15 protein-coding genes are annotated in these 17,112 nt (G+C 55.0%); 5 read left to right on the forward strand and 10 right to left on the reverse strand.

Going from position 1 to position 17,112, the window contains the following annotated elements; translation table 11 throughout:
* Nucleotides 1-40 precede the first annotated feature (40 nt).
* Nucleotides 41-979, reverse strand: a complete 939-nt coding sequence (gene mdh / locus BY447_RS08340; protein WP_110330943.1) for a malate dehydrogenase — start codon at nucleotides 977-979, stop codon at nucleotides 41-43.
* Nucleotides 980-1,419: 440 nt separating this feature from the next.
* On the opposite strand from mdh, the gene argR reads away from it, so the two are divergent.
* From argR to yhcN (BY447_RS08360), 4 genes are all read left to right on the forward strand, one after another.
* Nucleotides 1,420-1,890, forward strand: coding sequence for a transcriptional regulator ArgR (gene argR / locus BY447_RS08345; protein ID WP_013359192.1), 471 nt, complete (start codon nucleotides 1,420-1,422; stop codon nucleotides 1,888-1,890).
* Nucleotides 1,891-2,364: 474 nt separating this feature from the next.
* Nucleotides 2,365-2,628, forward strand: a complete 264-nt coding sequence (gene yhcN, locus BY447_RS08350) for a peroxide/acid stress response protein YhcN (RefSeq protein WP_110330944.1) — start codon at nucleotides 2,365-2,367, stop codon at nucleotides 2,626-2,628.
* Nucleotides 2,629-2,711: 83 nt separating this feature from the next.
* Complete coding sequence (locus tag BY447_RS08355; protein WP_013359194.1) at nucleotides 2,712-2,978, forward strand: YdgH/BhsA/McbA-like domain containing protein; 267 nt, start codon at nucleotides 2,712-2,714, stop codon at nucleotides 2,976-2,978.
* Nucleotides 2,979-3,071: 93 nt separating this feature from the next.
* Nucleotides 3,072-3,335 carry a peroxide/acid stress response protein YhcN gene (gene yhcN / locus BY447_RS08360; protein ID WP_013359195.1) on the forward strand — a complete coding sequence of 88 codons (264 nt, stop codon included), beginning with the start codon at nucleotides 3,072-3,074 and terminating at the stop codon, nucleotides 3,333-3,335.
* A gap of 65 nt (nucleotides 3,336-3,400) precedes the next feature.
* Here yhcN (BY447_RS08360) and BY447_RS08365 read toward each other — a convergent pair whose 3' ends face one another.
* The 5 genes from BY447_RS08365 to aaeX form a co-directional block, all read right to left on the reverse strand.
* Nucleotides 3,401-3,670, reverse strand: coding sequence for a barstar family protein (locus tag BY447_RS08365; RefSeq protein ID WP_013359196.1), 270 nt, complete (start codon nucleotides 3,668-3,670; stop codon nucleotides 3,401-3,403).
* 55 nt (nucleotides 3,671-3,725) lie between these two features.
* Nucleotides 3,726-5,177 (reverse strand): NAD-dependent succinate-semialdehyde dehydrogenase, encoded by a 1,452-nt coding sequence (locus BY447_RS08370; protein WP_110330945.1) that lies wholly within the window; start codon nucleotides 5,175-5,177, stop codon nucleotides 3,726-3,728.
* A gap of 113 nt (nucleotides 5,178-5,290) precedes the next feature.
* On the reverse strand, nucleotides 5,291-7,243 hold the full coding sequence (aaeB, locus tag BY447_RS08375; RefSeq protein WP_110330946.1) for a p-hydroxybenzoic acid efflux pump subunit AaeB: 1,953 nt from the start codon (nucleotides 7,241-7,243) through the stop codon (nucleotides 5,291-5,293).
* Nucleotides 7,244-7,252: 9 nt separating this feature from the next.
* Nucleotides 7,253-8,185: a p-hydroxybenzoic acid efflux pump subunit AaeA gene (aaeA, locus tag BY447_RS08380; protein ID WP_013359200.1), complete on the reverse strand. Its 933-nt coding sequence runs from the start codon at nucleotides 8,183-8,185 to the stop codon at nucleotides 7,253-7,255.
* 7 nt (nucleotides 8,186-8,192) lie between these two features.
* The gene (aaeX, locus tag BY447_RS08385; RefSeq protein WP_003855277.1) at nucleotides 8,193-8,396 is read right to left on the reverse strand and encodes a p-hydroxybenzoic acid efflux pump operon protein AaeX; all 204 of its coding nucleotides are present in this window, start codon (nucleotides 8,394-8,396) and stop codon (nucleotides 8,193-8,195) included.
* A gap of 232 nt (nucleotides 8,397-8,628) precedes the next feature.
* Here aaeX and aaeR point away from each other — a divergent pair, with 232 nt between their 5' ends.
* Nucleotides 8,629-9,546: an HTH-type transcriptional activator AaeR gene (gene aaeR, locus BY447_RS08390; RefSeq protein ID WP_013359201.1), complete on the forward strand. Its 918-nt coding sequence runs from the start codon at nucleotides 8,629-8,631 to the stop codon at nucleotides 9,544-9,546.
* A gap of 33 nt (nucleotides 9,547-9,579) precedes the next feature.
* Here the strand turns inward: aaeR and tldD are convergent, their stop codons facing one another.
* The 4 genes from tldD to BY447_RS08410 form a co-directional block, all read right to left on the reverse strand.
* Nucleotides 9,580-11,025 carry a metalloprotease TldD gene (gene tldD, locus BY447_RS08395; RefSeq protein WP_033784121.1) on the reverse strand — a complete coding sequence of 482 codons (1,446 nt, stop codon included), beginning with the start codon at nucleotides 11,023-11,025 and terminating at the stop codon, nucleotides 9,580-9,582.
* Nucleotides 11,026-11,089: 64 nt separating this feature from the next.
* Nucleotides 11,090-14,920, reverse strand: a complete 3,831-nt coding sequence (gene yhdP / locus BY447_RS08400; RefSeq protein WP_110330947.1) for an AsmA2 domain-containing protein YhdP — start codon at nucleotides 14,918-14,920, stop codon at nucleotides 11,090-11,092.
* A 132-nt stretch (nucleotides 14,921-15,052) separates the two neighbouring features.
* Complete coding sequence (gene rng / locus BY447_RS08405; RefSeq protein WP_003855268.1) at nucleotides 15,053-16,522, reverse strand: ribonuclease G; 1,470 nt, start codon at nucleotides 16,520-16,522, stop codon at nucleotides 15,053-15,055.
* The gene (locus BY447_RS08410; protein ID WP_110330948.1) at nucleotides 16,512-17,105 is read right to left on the reverse strand and encodes a Maf family protein; all 594 of its coding nucleotides are present in this window, start codon (nucleotides 17,103-17,105) and stop codon (nucleotides 16,512-16,514) included. Before BY447_RS08410 ends, rng begins: the two co-directional genes overlap by 11 nt.
* Nucleotides 17,106-17,112: the final 7 nt, after the last annotated feature.

Raw genomic sequence — 17,112 nt, forward strand, 5'->3', positions numbered from 1 at the left:
CCCGGCAAAGCCGGGCGTTATTTCAGATCTGAGCCATCAGTTACTGTTTAACGAACTCTTCACCCTGAGCGATATCTTTCCTCAGCGTATTGAGCATGCCTGACAGCGCCTGCTGTTCGTAAGCGCTAAGTGTGCCAATTGGTCTGCGTTCAGCAATGCCATTTTTACCGAGCAGCAGCGGCTGAGAGAAGAAGCGGGCATATTCGCCCTCGCCTTCCACGTAAGCACACTCTACAACATTCGCCTCACCCTTCAACGCGCGTACCAGCGACAAACCAAAACGCGCGGCCGCCTGGCCCATCGACAACGTAGCCGATCCGCCACCTGCTTTAGCTTCCACGACTTCTGTGCCAGCATTCTGAATGCGTTTGGTTAAATCAGCCACTTCCTGATCGCTGAAGCTGACGCCTTTGACCTGTGACAGCAGCGGCAGAATGGTTACGCCAGAGTGGCCGCCAATCACCGGGACTTCCACCTGATCCGGCTGCTTGCCTTTCAGCGCGGCCACAAAGGTGTTAGCACGGATAATGTCCAGCGTGGTCACGCCAAACAGACGATTTTTGTCGTAGACGCCGTGCTTTTTCAGCACTTCTGCCGCAATGGCAACAGTGGTATTGACCGGATTGGTAATAACGCCAATCAAGGCTTTAGGGGCCGTTGTGGCAACCTGTTCAATCAGATTACGAACAATGCCTGCGTTCACATTAAACAGGTCAGCGCGATCCATACCAGGTTTACGTGCAACGCCCGCAGAAATCAGTACCACATCGGCACCCTGTAAGGCAGGCGTGGCGTCTTCTCCACTAAAACCTTCAATAGCGACAGCAGTAGGAATATGGCTGAGATCAACGGCAACGCCAGGCGTAACCGGCGCAATGTCATACAGTGAGAGTTCTGAACCTGCGGGAAGCTGGGTTTTGAGCAGAAGTGCGAGCGCCTGGCCTATGCCGCCAGCGGCACCGAGAACGGCAACTTTCATTCTTAACTCCTTATTAAGGTGGGGCAGAGATGGGCCGAAATTCTATCTGTGTCAGACCTTAATCAACTGCTCAGGCGATGATAAATATCCGCTGTTAATTCTACGTGTTTTCACACCTGCTCGCCGGATTCAAAAGTTACTTATCATTGCGCCTGAATGACCGACAACTTTGCCGTCGTCAGACAGAGAACGGCTATGTGCGTTTTCTGTTACTACTTCTGATACTACACCACCAATAATATAACAACTTTGCAACCTTCGCCTTTCGGGGCTGTGACGGGGGTTTTGGTCTGAGCGGATTTATTTGCTATTATCGCCGCCCGCTAGCCGCCCGAACTCTGCTCATCAATCGACCGATTGCATAAAAATGCATTTAAATGCATAATCACCACTCTGCCGCGGGCGGATGCGCGGTTATTCTCTCTATTTATTGGTAACCTATGCGAAACCCATCGAAACAAGACGATCTGATCAAGGCCTTTAAAGCCTTATTAAAAGAAGAAAAATTCAGTTCCCAGGGCGAAATTGTTCAGGCGCTTCAGGATGAGGGCTTTGAAAATATCAATCAGTCCAAAGTCTCGCGGATGCTGACCAAGTTTGGCGCAGTGCGCACCCGTAATGCCAGGATGGAAATGGTCTATTGCCTGCCCGCTGAACTGGGCGTGCCGACCACTACCAGCCCGTTAAAAAACCTGGTACTGGATATCGACTACAACGATGCGCTGGTGGTGATTCATACCAGTCCGGGCGCAGCACAGCTGATTGCACGTATGCTGGATTCACTGGGCAAAGCGCATGGGATTCTTGGCACGATCGCTGGCGATGACACAATCTTTATTACCCGTGCGCGCGACTTTACGGTTAAGCAGCTGCACAGCGCGATCCTCAACCTGTTTGAACAGGAACTCTGATCGCTGACTGACGGCCTGCTATCCCGCCCCGGGCCGTCAGTTTGTTCTCTCTGCCCATCGTTTTGCGGCACACTGCCGCGCTGTTTAATACTAATAAGCCAGCTTTAATACACCTGGCTCCTGGTCAGATCGCTTACTCTGCTTAACCTTCTGCGCTATTTTACACTGCTTTACATTAGTGATCCGGCATCATTGCCCGGATCCAGATCAAACTCCAGTCCAATACGCCTCATAGTTTCGCACTAAACGTTAAAGTGATCTATCTCACTGTTTTTCTGATTAAAATCATCGTAAAGGCTATTTTTTATGCTGTTTTTATAACGTTAAGTTATTAAAAGTAGGCATAAGGATAAAGAATCACAAAAAAACATTATTAGCCGGGTATTAATTTCTCTCGTTATTAGTTCTATACTTCTTTTCGTGATGCAAATCACACTAACTAGAAAGATAAAAATAGACGACGAGGAAATATCTATGAACGTAAAAACTACCATCGCTACCCTGAGCATTCTCTCTGCCCTGTCATTTGGTGCAGTAGCAGCAGAATCTATCGATGCCGCACAGGCACAGGATCTGCAGGCTGTCGGCACCATCAGTGTCAGCGGCGTCGCGGGTTCCCCGATGGATATCAAAAAGAAGCTCAGCGACAAAGCGGATCAGCAGGGCGCAAAAGCCTATCGCGTGATCGAGGCTTACAACAACGGCAATTATCACGCTACTGCCGCGCTGTATAACTAAACCCAATAATGCCAGCGGCTCTCTGTCTGACGCGCCTTTTTGCGCTCCGGAGGGCCGAAGCAAAATCTTCAGGAGAGTTGACCATGAAAATGAAATTAGCGATTGCTGCTCTTAGTCTGGCGTCCCTGTTTTCAGTGGGTGCCAGCGCCGCCAGCCTGGTATCGAATGAACAGGCGCAGGGTCTGCAGCCCATGAATCAGACCATCAGCATTGGTGGACGTAACGGCGACCAGACGCATATCCGTCAGGTGCTGTCAGAGAAAGCGGATGCACAGGGCGCAAGTCATTATCGCATCATCGAAAACAACCAGGACAACACCTGGCATGTCACCGCTGAGCTTTATAAATAATTAACCGTGATGACGCCTGAAGGCGCATAACAAATATCGACGACCGGCCCTTACGAGTAACCGCAGGTTGTTGAATGTATTGAGGAGATAATCATGAATATCAAAACAACCATCGCTACAGTCAGTCTGCTTTCCGTTATGGCGTTCGGCGCATCAGCCGCACAGCTGGTCACCAGCGAACAGACGCAGAACCTGCAGCCTGCGGGCACCGTAAGCATCAGTGGAACCGGGGGCTCCCCAATGGATTACCGCGCTGAGCTTTCACAGAAAGCGGATGAACAGGGTGCCAGCGCCTATAAAGTCATTGAAGCGCGCACCGGTGATAGCTATCACATCACTGCACAGCTTTATAAGTAATTCCTCGTCAGATCTATGACGAACCCTTTGGCCCCGCTCGCCGGGGCCTTTTTTCATCTGATGTATTATCTGACGTTAAAGTGCAGCCGGCCTTCCAGCTCCTCTTCCGCTTCATCAAATAACAGAATCAGCGCGCCATAGCGCCGTCGCTGTCCCCTGCCCAGATTGACAAACTCAATCTCCAGCGGCATCGGTAACAGATCTCCTGTCACGACATCCCACAATCCATCCAGATCGCAGATGCGGCGCTCCTCCAGTGCAAATCGCTCGCTGAACTGGCGAAAGAAATGGGACTGGTCGACTATTTCATTAAAATCAAAACGCTCGATTTTCATGCTGACGGCTCCCATGCTCCGTCTGCGGGCGACCTCTGCCGCCCGTTCATGACCGTTAGCTCAAACCGCCCAGGTGCAGCGCTTTGACCTCCAGATACTCTTCCATACCGAGTACCGAACCTTCGCGGCCCAGACCCGACTCTTTCACACCACCAAACGGCGCCAGCTCGGTGGAAACGGCGCATTCGTTAATGCCAATCATGCCGCTTTCCAGCGCCGCTGAAACGCGAAACACCCGTTGCAGATTCTGGGTATAAAAGTAAGCGGCAAGGCCGAATGGCGTATCATTGGCGCGGCGGATGACGTCATCTTCATCATCAAAGCGGAAACAGGCAGCTACCGGACCAAAGGTCTCTTCCTGCGCGAGCTGCATACCTTCGTGCGCCTCGGTAATGACGGTCGGCTGCCAGAAGTTGCCACCCAGCGCATGTCGCTCGCCACCCGCCAGTAATTTGCCGCCTTTGGCTACTGCATCTTTTACGTGCTGCTCAACCTTTTCCACCGCCGACGCTTCAATCAATGGCCCGACAATCACGCCTTCGTCCATGCCGTTGCCCACCTTCAGCTTGTTCACTTCGGCAGCCAGTTGCTGAGTAAACGCATCATAGACAGCGTTATGGATATAGAAGCGGTTTACGCTGACGCACACCTGGCCTGCATTACGGAATTTGTTGGCAATCGCACCCTGTACAGCGGCATCAATGTCGGCATCGTCGAACACGATGTATGGGGCATTTCCGCCTAATTCCATCGACACTTTTTTCATGGTTTCGGCAGCATTACGCATCAGCAGCTTGCCTACCTGGGTGGAGCCGGTGAACGAGATTTTACGCACCGCTTTGCTGGCCATGATCGCATCGCTGATGGCATGGGTATCACCCGCCACCGCATTCAGCACGCCATCCGGCACGCCCGCCTGCTTCGCCAGCGCCAGCAGGGCAAAGGCGGAGAGTGGCGTGTTATTAGCGGGTTTGATAATGCCGGTGCAGCCTGCCGCCAGAGCCGGACCCAGCTTGCGGGTCAGCATCGCCATCGGGAAATTCCACGGCGTAATGGCAGCCACTACGCCAATCGGTTCGCGGGTCGCCAGAATGCGGGATCCAGGTTTTGCCGGCGGAATGATCTCGCCGTTCGCCCTCTTCGCCTGCTCGGCGAACCACTGAATAAAGCTGGCGGCATATTCAACCTCTCCCTCCGCCTCCTTCAGGGGTTTGCCCTGTTCGGTCGTCATCAGCTCGCCCAGCCAGCGCTTGTTCTCAATGATCAGCTGGTACCAGCGAGTGAGAATTTCAGCACGCGCTTTTGCGGTCTGCTCCCGCCAGGCGGGAAAGGCGCGTTCCGCGGCGGCGATCGCCTGTTCCGTTTCCGCCTTACCGGCTTTTGCCACCTGCGCAATCACCTCGCCGGTTGCCGGATTGGTCACGTCAAAGGTGGACGCCGCCTGATGCCATTGGCCGTCCGCTAAATAGCCGGTCCGAAACAGTTCGCTCTCTTGCAGTGATTTCATTGATTCGCTCCTGTCAGTTTTGCTCTTCCGTCTGGAGAGTATAGTTGGCAAAAGCGACAGATTTTGTGATGGATAGGGATTGCACAGGCCGCTGCAGGTCGCAGCGGCCAGATTCAGATTTGGATGAGCGTGTTCTGGTATTTATCCAGCATCGTCGCCAGTCGTTTGACCGGTTCCGTTACGCTGACAGGAGCCTCGTAATGGACCAGTTTTTCCTGATAGACATCCAGCTCTTTGAGCAGACGTTCAAAGTAGTAACGGCGCTTGTCGTCGCTGCTGGCGGAGATCACCCGGTCGGCGGTGTAACGTAGCTGTCGGTGATACGCAGAGAGATCGGCGTTAACGGGCACTTCTGCGTCGCGTAATCGCTGATGACCGATAATCAGCGTCAGGGCGATGCGATATTTATTGATGTCGCCAGGAAACAGGTTCAGCAGCAGAAACAGTTGCTGATAGAGCGCCGGCAGATGATTTTCACGCCGACGCGCCTGATTGGTGGTCATGGCCGAGACCGCTGCATACATAAAGCGGTTCAGCAGTTTGCGGCCGGTGCGCGCCTTCGATTTATCCCGAATCAGCAGAATGACCATCATCGCGACAAAGCAGCCGATAACCTGACCGAGCACATTATCGAGGAAAACGTTAATGTGAAATTCCATCGGATTATCAAGGACCAGAACGTTAAGCGTACCAATCAACGCACCCAGCGTGCCGAGCTGACGCCGCTGAATGAAGATGCCGCCGATAAATCCCAGTATGCCGATGGCGATGCAGAGCAGTAGCGCGCTCTGCTGCGTCGCGGGCAGAACATACATAAAATAGAGCGCCCCGAGTGGAACCGCGACCGTCATGCCGTAGAGAAAATCCTTGGCCATCATCAGCGGATTAGGCATACGCATCGCCAGCGCGGTAATAACGGCCAGCATGACCATACAGCCACTGCCAGACGTCCAGCCCGTATAGAGCCAGAACAGCGAACCCAGCGCGGTTGCAACGAAGGTACGGATGCCGTTAATCATTGCATGATGTGTTTCAGCCGAACGCGCCTGAATCACCACTTCGCGCTGCAGAATCTCCTCTTCCAGCGAGGTTATCCGGCTGTTGCTTTTGATGCCTTTAAGCAGCAGCAGATATTCGGTGGCGCTGCCTACCCAACTGGCCAGCGTGACCGGCGTTATTTTGCCCGTAGCGCCAATCACCCGCCGCATCACTTTCATCCGCTTATGTACCTCTTCAACCGTCGAGGCCGGTTTTTCAACCATCAACCGATACTGGGGCGGAATGTAGTCCGGACGGGAATTCTGAATGAGGAAGGTTTCGGCAGCCTGCGTTATCAGCGTCAGTGACAGGGTATTAAGCATCTGCAAACGGCGGTTGCTGTTCTTCCAGCGTGACGACTCCATCATCAACTGGCTGCGCATGCTGTTCAGCGCCGTGGTACGCCGCACCAGCGCGCTCCAGGCTTTATCGACCTCTTCTTTATCACCATGGGCGACACAGAGTTGCAGCAGCTGGTAGTGGGCCACCAGCAGCGAATCAACTTCCGCATCGATCACTTTTTTAATCGAACGTGGCGAGAAGATCATGTCGGCCAGAATGGCGCACAGAATACCGAGTACGATTTCACTGCAGCGCTCAACCGCATATTGCGGCACCAGCGTCAGACCGCCGCTGGCATTAGCCGTCACCACAATAATCAGCGCGGTATAGCCCGCCAGTCCCAGCGCATAGGAGTTTTCTACCTTAATCAGCGAAGAGAGCCAGACGCAAAGCCCTGCCCAGATGCAGCACAGCAGCAGCATCACAACCGGCGCACGCACGGTGGCGATCATGATGGTGAGTGCAGCGATACAGCCGATGAATGTCCCGATAATACGTAAAACGCCGCGATAGCGCAGTGCACCGGAATAGGGATCGCCACCCGCTGCAAACGCGGTGCCGCCCGCCACGATCCCGGCGGTCATGACTGCCCAGCGTGGTGTTTCAAGGTTAAAGTGAAACCCTACCATCAGCGCTAACACCAGCGCGAAGGTCAGCTTTACCGGGAAACGCAGGAACTCGATCATATCGCCCTCTTAACCAAACTCACGCAGGCGATTGAACAGTCGGATCATGGGTGAAACCTGTTCAGGCTGACGATCGGCCTGACCGGTAATGACCACGGTCGCGGTGGTTCCCGCCGGGAAGCGATTACCGGGCTGCTGATCAAGCCGGATTCGCACCGGCACACGCTGTGCCAGACGGACCCACTCCAGATTGGAATCTACCGTTGCCATGCCTTTACTGTCGACCGAGCTGCTGCTGTTGGTGACGCCCGCCGCGACGCTGTCGACGGTGCCACGCAGCACAATGTTGCTGCCAAGTGGCGTCACTTCCGCGCGGAAGCCCTTCTCAACGCCGTGCAGTTTGGTCTCTTCCAGGTAAGCCAGCACATAGAAAGAGTGCTGCTGAACCAGCGCCACCGCCACAGAACCACGGGTAATAAATTCGCCCTGATAGACGTTGAGGTTGGTGACCCAGCCATCGGATGGCGCTTTCACGGTGGTGCGCTCAAGATCGATCTTCGCCAGATCGCGCGTCGCCACCGATTTTGCCAGCTGATGCTCGCTGGTTTGCAGATCGTTGTTAGATTGCTCGATCGCCTCGCGCGACATTGCAGAGGTACCAAGCTGATTACGGCGGCCGGCTTCGCGACGTTTCTCACTCACCAGGGCCTGGTAATATTCAACATCCGCCTGTGCCTGATCGAGCGCCTTCTGATAGCGAGGGCGGTCAACCACAAACAGCGTATCGCCCTTCTTCACCAGCTGGTTGTCGTGTACCGGAACCTCAGTAATCAGGCCAGTGACGTCAGGCGAGATCGCCACCACGTCAGCTGCAAAACGTGCATCACGGGTCCAGGGTGATTCGGTATAGAACACCCAGGCGCGGAAGATGATAACCACTGCGATGATGACCAGCAGAATCGTGATCGCGTAGCGCGCGATTTTTCTTATGAGTGCTTTCACTTCAACCTCAGACTAATAAACGGGAGACAAGGTAAAACACACAGCAGTAAAGCGCTGTATTAAAAAGTGCCGGATGCCAGACAAGATCGTAGATGCCGCTCGGCGTCAGCACGCGTTTCACTAACCAGAACAGCATCAGTGAAATAATCAATTCGATGAAAACGGGCGGAAAAGAGAGCCCAAACATGACAAATACCGGAAGCACACTCATCACAAATCCTTAGTTCGACCTTGCCGGGATACTTCGTTGCCCTTTCAGATGTTGCAGGAAAACCCTCTGGCAGCGCTATCCGAACCGCAGCTGGCTTAATAATAGCGTATCATCGAAGGGTTTAAGGCAATGAAGAATCACCGGGAAATACCCCGGCGCGCTTATAATAACGCGCCTGACTATAAGTTTTCTACAGAATGTGATCTAAATCACTTTTAAGCCAGAGTAAATAATGGAACGACTGAAAGGTATGTCTGTCTTCGCCAGAGTGGTCGAACTCGGTTCGTTTACTGCGGCGGCGCGTCAGCTCCATCTGAGCGTCTCATCCATCAGCCAGATCGTCGCGAAACTGGAGGATGCATTGCAGGTTAAGCTGCTGAATCGCAGTACCCGCAGTATCGGGCTGACCGAAGCGGGTAAAATCTATTATCAGGGCTGCCGCCGTATGCTGGCGGAAGCGACGCAGGTGCATGAACAGCTCTACGCGTTTAACAATACGCCGATTGGCGTGTTGCGGATTGGCAGCTCCTCGACCATGGCGCAGAATGTGTTAGCCGGTATGACCAGCGATATGCTGCGGGAGTATCCGGGGCTGAGTGTGAACCTGGTTACTGGCGTTCCGGCCCCGGATTTGATTGCGGATGGTCTGGATCTGGTGATTCGGGTGGGCGCATTAAAAGATTCCAGCCTCTTTTCGCGTCGTCTTGGCGCGATGCCGATGGTGGTATGCGCCGCAAAAAGCTATCTGGCCCAGCACGGCACGCCGGAGAAGCCGGGCGATATCGATAATTTTTCCTGGCTAGAATATAGCGTACGGCCCGACAACAATTTTGAGCTGATTGCACCAGAAGGCTTAGTCACCCGCCTCGCGCCACAGGGGCGTTTCGTGACCAACGATTCGCTGACGCTGATTCGCTGGCTCAAGTCGGGCAATGGCATCGCCTATGTGCCGATGATGTGGGTGATTGATGAGATCACCGCAGGCGAGATCGATATTCTGTTTCCGCACTATCAGTCCGATCCGCGTCCGGTGTATGCGCTCTACACCGAGAAGGATAAACTGCCGCTGAAGGTGCAGGTCTGCATCGATTATCTGACCGACTATTTTGAACAGGTGGCTGAACAGTATCAGCAGCACCGTAAAAGCTAACAACCCGCCGGGCGGCGGGTTGTTGAGGTCACATCAGGCGGTGCCGCCGATGGTCAGTTTATCCAGCTTCAGGGTTGGCTGACCGACACCGACCGGCAGGCTCTGACCCTCTTTACCGCAGACGCCCACGCCTTTATCCAGCGCCAGGTCATTACCCACCATTGAGATCTGCTGCATCGCTTCAATGCCGGAGCCAATCAGCGTCGCGCCTTTGACCGGTTTGGTGATTTTGCCCTTCTCAATCAGATAAGCCTCTGAGGTGGAGAAGACAAATTTGCCGGAGGTGATATCCACCTGACCGCCACCAAAGTTCGGCGCATAGATGCCGTATTCAACGCTCTCAATAATATCCTGTGGCGATGACTTGCCTGCCAGCATATAGGTGTTGGTCATGCGCGGCATCGGCAGATGCGCGTAGGATTCACGGCGTCCGTTACCGGTCGGGCTGACGCCCATCAGTCGCGCATTCAGCTTGTCCTGCATGTAGCCTTTCAGCACGCCGTTCTCAATCAGCATGTTGTACTGACCGGGAACGCCTTCATCATCGACCGCCAGTGAGCCGCGCAGACCTTCGAGGGTGCCGTCATCCACCACGGTACAGAGTTCAGAGGCAACCTGCTGACCGATTTTACCGCTGAACACCGAGGTGCCACGGCGGTTGAAGTCGCCTTCCAGACCATGACCGACTGCCTCATGCAGCAGCACACCTGGCCAGCCAGCACCCAGCACCACCGGCAACGCGCCAGCAGGTGCCGCCACGGCTGAGAGGTTAACCAGCGCCATACGCACCGCTTCACGCGCCCATGCGTCAGCACGTACGTCGCCATTTTCATCTTCAAGGAAGAACGCATAGCCGGTACGTGCACCGCCGCCGCTTGCGCCGCGCTCACGCTTGCCCTGATCTTCAACCTGGACGCTGATAGAGAGGCGAACCAGCGGACGAACGTCTGCCGCCAGCGTGCCATCAGTGGCCGCCACCAGCACCTGCTCGTAAACACCGGTCAGGCTGGCATTGACTTCCTGCACGCGCGGATCAGCCGCACGGGCGACTTTATCGACGCGATGCAGCAGGGCAATTTTGTCTTCACGCGTCAGGCTGCTCAGCGGATCGACCGCCGAATAGAGCGAACGGTTCATCACGGCAGAAAGCGTATGGGCCTTGCCGTTTCCCTGTTCGCGTACAATGCTGCGAGCCGCTTCAGAGGAAAGACGCAGCGCATTCAGCGTAATCTGGTCGGCATAGGCGAAGCCGGTTTTCTCACCGCTGACCGCGCGCACGCCGACGCCCTGATCGATATGGTATGAGCCATCTTTAATGATTTTGTCTTCCAGCACCCAGGATTCGTGAAAGCTGGACTGAAAATAGAGATCGGCATAATCCAGACGACGTTCTGAAAGCTGCCCTAACAGGGAAAATAGGTCCTGCTGATTAATGCCGTTAGCAGTCAGTAACTGCTCACTTACCAGGTTCAGAGTCATCGTTTCTCACTCATTATGTGCTCAGATAATCATAGCCTGCGGTAATTCCGGTACGGCGTCAAATTCACTTGTTGTCTGTTTCACGCGGTTTACGCAGCACTTCATTGATTTCCGGTTTATCCAGCGGGCCACTGATGTGATAACGCAGCAGCGATATCTTGTTCCACAGGGGTCCCAGAACTTTACTGGCGGCAAATACCGCCGCGCCAATCACCGGATTAATGGCAAAGGCAGTCGCTACGCCGACAGAGGCAGAGATCTCAGGCGCAACCACCGCTTCCATATCTATCTGACGTTTCACCAGGTCGAGATTGCCCTGCATGGCGATGTCGGCTTCCAGTCCATCCACCAGCAGGTTATCGGTGCGCATGACGCCGTTTTCGATCCAGGCCGTGCCGTTAATCGAATCGAAATAGAACGAGTTGGTAAAGGTGTCGCTGAAGTCGAAGCGCAGCTTGCGCAGCAGCGCATCGAAGCTCACCAGTCGCAGGATTTTTCCCGCCGTGCCGGTGTTCACATCCGCGATCTGGCCTTTGCCAAAGTGGGTCTTAAGGGTGCCGCTCAGCGTCTCTGCCGAGGGCTGCCACGGTGCAGAGCGCCAGTGCAGGTCGTAAGCAATATCAAAAGGCGCATCGCGCAGCGGGGTATTCACGCCAAACCAGTTGGTCGCATTATTAATATTCGGCCCCTTAAGCGTGCCCTTCAGCGAGGTGCGCTGGTCGTCCGCGCGATTAACCCACTCACCGTTAATTTTAAGCTGCGAGCTGCCGGTATCCACTTTTCCGTTAGTAAGCGCTAACGTATCTCCTTTAGGCTGCAGCATCGCGGAGACCTGACCATATTTCTGGCCCAGTACCCAGCACTCTTTACAGCGCAGCTGTAAGGCGGGCCACTGACTGAAGTTAATGTTTGTGGTTTGCTGAGAAGACGCTTTGCCGCCCTTGCCTGCCTCGTTTTCCCATTGCGGATTGTAGTAGAGGTAATCGAGGTTCACCTGCCATGGCGCTCTGGGGGCCATCGCCAGTTCACCGCGCAGCTCTTTCGCATTGACGCTGACCTGACCTCGGCCACCTGAACTTTGTGCCAGCGTCGCCTCAACCTCATGCCATTGCTGTCCGGCCAGCGTAACCGCAGGACTGCGCAGCGTAATGTTACCCGGCAGTGTAACGCCACCGGTCTGGAAGTCGCTCCCGCCGCCCGACACACCCGCTCCCGCAGAGCCGCCTGCAGCCATCATCGCTACCCAGGCCTCACCATCCAGCGCGGGCAGATTCAGTACCATGCCCTCATGATCAGGTAGCGCAGGCGTTTTCTGTGCATTATTCAGCCAGATGCCACGATCAACGCGCAGCGTCGGCTCCAGCAACCAGCGGCTGTTAAAACGGTGGTTTGCATCGACGCTGCCGCTGAGATCGAAATGGTTCAGGTCGCCGCTGGCCTGAATGGCAACTGGCATCGCCTCACCGGCTTTTTTATCGAGTGGTGCAGGTAAGTGACTGCTTACTTCTTTGGCATTACCGTTCAGCGTCACGTCATAACGTGCCCCGCCATGATGCGGCAGCGTAATATTGACGTCCCCCTGCCACGGCAGATGCCCGCCGAGCTGCTTGCTGACAGCTGCCGGAACCTGGCTGATTTTCGCGGGTTGCCAGTCGCCCTGAAGTTTGACGTTAACGCCAAAGTCATCCGGATTCTCCCGGGTGCTGAAACGGACGCCCATCGGCTGCCCAAACCAGTTCGCCCGCAGGTCCTCACTGGCCAGATTGCCGTTGTCATAACGGAAGCGGCCAGAAAGATTGTTGATGGTGGTTTTTAACGGTTTGATAAACAGCGAATTGTTATTGAGATCGACATTGCCGCGGGCGTGGACCTGCTCTCCATCCAGTGGAATATCCAGATTCAGATGACCACCGACACGGCCTTTAATTTCCAGTTGCTCCAGCGCGGCACCCAGTGACGGCTTAAGCGGCGTCTGATCGAAATAGTCAGCGATCTGCTGGCCTTCACCACTGATATCCCCGTCGATGATCAGTTTTTCTTTCAGGTAGTCAGGGATCACCGCCGTGACGTTGCGAGCATCTACTTCGCCCAGTCTGGCCACTGGCGCTTTCATCCACAGACCGTCGTTCAGGAAATTGAGGTCGACATCGAGATTGCTCAGCGCCGGCCATTTGGGCTGAAATGCATAGGTCGCCTGGCGAAGCGGCACCCAGACCTGGAACATGCCATCATTGTGCTTGAAAGGGAACAGCGCCGGGTTACCGGCAAACAGCAGCGTGGCGTTGTCCACCCTGCCACCCTTCACCGCCCCACTCAGATAGTGCGTCAGGCTGTTACCCATCAGCGGCACCGGGAAGTAGCGCCAGGCATCGCCCGCATCGGTAAGCCGGATACCCGCCAGAATATCCAGATGGGGCTCGCCGCCGCTATTCTGCTGGTAGCTGAAGTCGCCGCGCGCCCAGAGTGAGCGCGCTTCGAGGTCAAGGTTTTCACCCGCCAGCGTCAGGCCATGTTCATCTTTAAGCCAGCGCAGTGCCCCGGTCACCCGCTTAATCTCTAAGGGTGCCTGGAACATGTCGCCATAGGGGACGGTTGCCGCGCCCATATCCACACTGACCTGACCATGGCTCAGGCTGCCGCGTGCTTCTCCGCTCAGGTGACTGATGCCCGGCAACAGTTTCCAGTGCTGCCAGCTGAAATCACGCCACTTCACCTGTAAGCGGGTTTTTTCAGGCTGCTGTAATGGAATATCCAGCGCCAGGCCATCGATGGTGCCCTGTGGCTGCAGCGTCTGCCAGTTTTCAAACAGCGTCGGAGAGAGCGGCGCAAATAACGGAACGATCGGCGCAATATGACTCAGCACCAGCTGTGTGGCGCGCACCCGCACTTCCTGCTGACCATCCGGCCCCAGCAACTGCTTATCTTCAGGACGCCATAGCAGCGAGAAGTGACCGGCAGGCCAGGCCTCGCCGTCAGTACTGAGCCGCGTCTGCGGCACATTGACCACCCAGCCATTCTGGAAGCGTGACAGATGCGCGGTCAGCCCATCGACTTCTATGCGGTGTCGTCCGGTTTCGCCCTGCCAGCTGGCGCCGCCCTTGCGCAGCAGCAGATCGCCAGCATAGATGTCGCCATCACGCAGGTTAACCCAGGCCGCCAGGCTGAAGCGGGCGCTGTCCAGCCGAGTATTGTCGCGCACCCAGCGGCCCAGCCATGGACGCATGTCGACATCGTCGGCCTGCATCCAGATGCGGCCGTCATTAAGTAAACCGTTGCTGTCGTTAAGGTCGAGCCGCACCTGAACCACGCCGTGCTGACCGGTAAAGCTCGACAGACTGACTTCGCCTTCGGCGCGATGGCGGTTGTCTTCATTGACCCAGGTGAGTCGGGGGATCGCCAGCTCAGCATGCTGGCCGGAAGGCGTACGGAAACGAATGGTGCTGTCGCGCAGGTCAAAGTGGTCAAACTGACGCAGGAAAAGTTCGTTAATCTGCGCCGGACGGAAACTGTTTTTCTCTTTGTCGTTGTCGAGTAAGGGGCGATTCGTGTCGAGGTGCAGCTGCCAGAAGGTCAGATCGCGGAACTGCCAGCGCCAGTGCAGCAGAGACTGCCAGACGTCGAGCGCCAGATTGATACGTTTAATCGTGAGTTTGCCGTTTTCATGCAGATCGACGCTGAGGTCACGAACCTGCAGGGTTGGGCCGAAATTCTCCCATTTACCCTGTAACTGGCTGGCGTTGACCGGCACATCCGTTTTGTCGGAGATGAATTGCAGAAGGTTGTTGCGATAGCTGTCGAGATGCGGCATCACCAGACGCAATCCGCTGACCAGCAGCGCGACAATCACGATGATTGCCGCGACCAGCAGTAACAAAATCCTCGGCAACTGCCTCACTCACGCCTCTCCTTGTGTTCCGTAAACGACGGATAGTTGGTTCTCATACCCGACCGTCTTCGAATAAAAGCGTTAAAGATACGCATTTTATCCCAAACAAGGGCGTTTATTCAGCCCGATTACGGGCTGACGTTACATCATTACCACGTCGAACTGCTCCTGAGTGTAGAGCGCTTCAACATGAACTTTCACCTGCTTACCCACAAAGATTTCCACTTCAGCCAGCGCATGAGACTCGTCGGTTTTTAGCGCCTCACCGACTGTCGGTGAAACATAGACCAGGAAACGGTCAGAATCATAAGCGTGGTGAACCCGCACAATCTCACGCATGATTTCATAGCAGACCGTTTCAACCGTTTTCAGCGTGCCGCGCCCTTTGCAGACCGGGCAATCCTGGCACAGGACATGCTCAATGCTTTCACGGGTACGCTTACGCGTCATCTCCACCAGACCCAGCGCCGAAAAACCATTAATCCCGGTTTTAACCCGATCTTTACTGAGCGCGCTTTCCAGTGAATGCAGTACCCGGCGTCGATGGTCTTCATTGCTCATGTCGATGAAGTCGATAATGATGATACCGCCCAGATTACGCAGTCGCAGCTGACGCGCAATCGCCTGAGTGGCTTCAACATTGGTGTTGAATATCGTCTCATCGAGATTGCGATGCCCAACAAATGCACCGGTATTAATATCGATAGTCGTCATCGCTTCGGTCTGATCGATGATCAGATATCCGCCTGACTTTAGTTCAACTTTGCGATCCAGCGAGCGCTGAATCTCATTTTCAACGTCAAACAGGTCAAAAATAGGCTGTTTACCGTTGTAGAGCTCCAGTTTACCGGCCATCTCCGGAATATATTCGCCGGTAAATTCCACCAGCATGTCGCAGGTCAGACGCGAATCGACCCGAATGCGATCCAGCGCTGCGCCCGCGAAATCACGCAGGATACGCTGCGCCAGGGCCAGCTCGCCATAGAGCAGACAGCGGGTCTGGTTGCGCTTTTTACGCTCGCTGACTTTGGTCCAGAGACGTTTGAGAAAAGCCGCGTCCTGCGCCAGCTCCTCTTCGCCGATCCCTTCTGCGGCGGTGCGGATGATAAAACCGCCCAGATCGTCGCAGTAATCCGCCACCACCGCTTTAAGCCGATCGCGCTCTTTCTCACTCTCGATGCGCTGAGAGACACCGACGTGCGATGCGCCAGGCATAAAGACCAGGTAACGCGAAGGCAGGGTAATGTCGGTGGTCAGTCGGGCACCTTTGGTGCCCAGCGGATCCTTGACCACCTGAACCACCAGATCCTGTCCCTGACGCACCAGCTCGGCGATATCGCGCACGATGAAATTTTTCTTTTCGTCGCCCGCCACACATTCCGTATGCGGCATGATGTCAGAAGCGTGCAGAAAGGCGGCTTTTTCCAGGCCGATATCGACAAAGGCGGCCTGCATGCCGGGCAGAACACGGCTTACCCGTCCTTTGTAAATATTGCCAACAATGCCGCGCCGCGCTTCGCGCTCAATATGGATTTCCTGAAGGATGCCGCCATCAATGTAAGCAACGCGTGTTTCAGAAGGCGTGACGTTAACCAGTAATTCAGCCGTCATGTTGACCCCTTACGGCACGCAGTGACTGGAAATGGCTGAGCAGTTCCGCTGTCTCAACTAACGGTAATCCGACCACTGCATGATAACTTCCATTAATTTTGCGGACAAAGTTTCCTCCCCTGCCCTGAATACCGTATGCACCCGCTTTATCCATTGGCTCACCGGTCGCGATATAGTCGTCGATGTCGCTCTCAGTTAAGGTGCGGAATGTCACATCAGTCGTCACGATGCAATCCAGCGCCTGCTGGCTGTCGGCCAGCGCCACTGCCGTCATGACCTGATGCGTATGACCGGAGAGTTTACGCAGCATCGCGTGGGCATCGGCGGCATCGCGCGGTTTTTCCAGCACGTCACCATTCAGCACGACAATCGTATCTGCGCCCAGCACCGGCAGATCCTGCGCGGCCAGTTTTACGCCCGCCTGCGCTTTGTCATTAGCCAGACGGCGGACATAGCTCTCAGCCGCTTCATTCGGCTGACGCTGTTCTTCAACGTCAGTCACGATGCGCTCAAATGTCAGGCCAAGTTGAGTTAACAGCTCACGACGACGCGGTGAACCGGAAGCAAGATAGAGGATTACCATAAATTTC

Origin of the sequence: Pantoea sp. JKS000250 (assembly GCF_003201065.1) — a bacterium.
Taxonomy (GTDB): Bacteria; Pseudomonadota; Gammaproteobacteria; order Enterobacterales; family Enterobacteriaceae; genus Pantoea; species Pantoea vagans.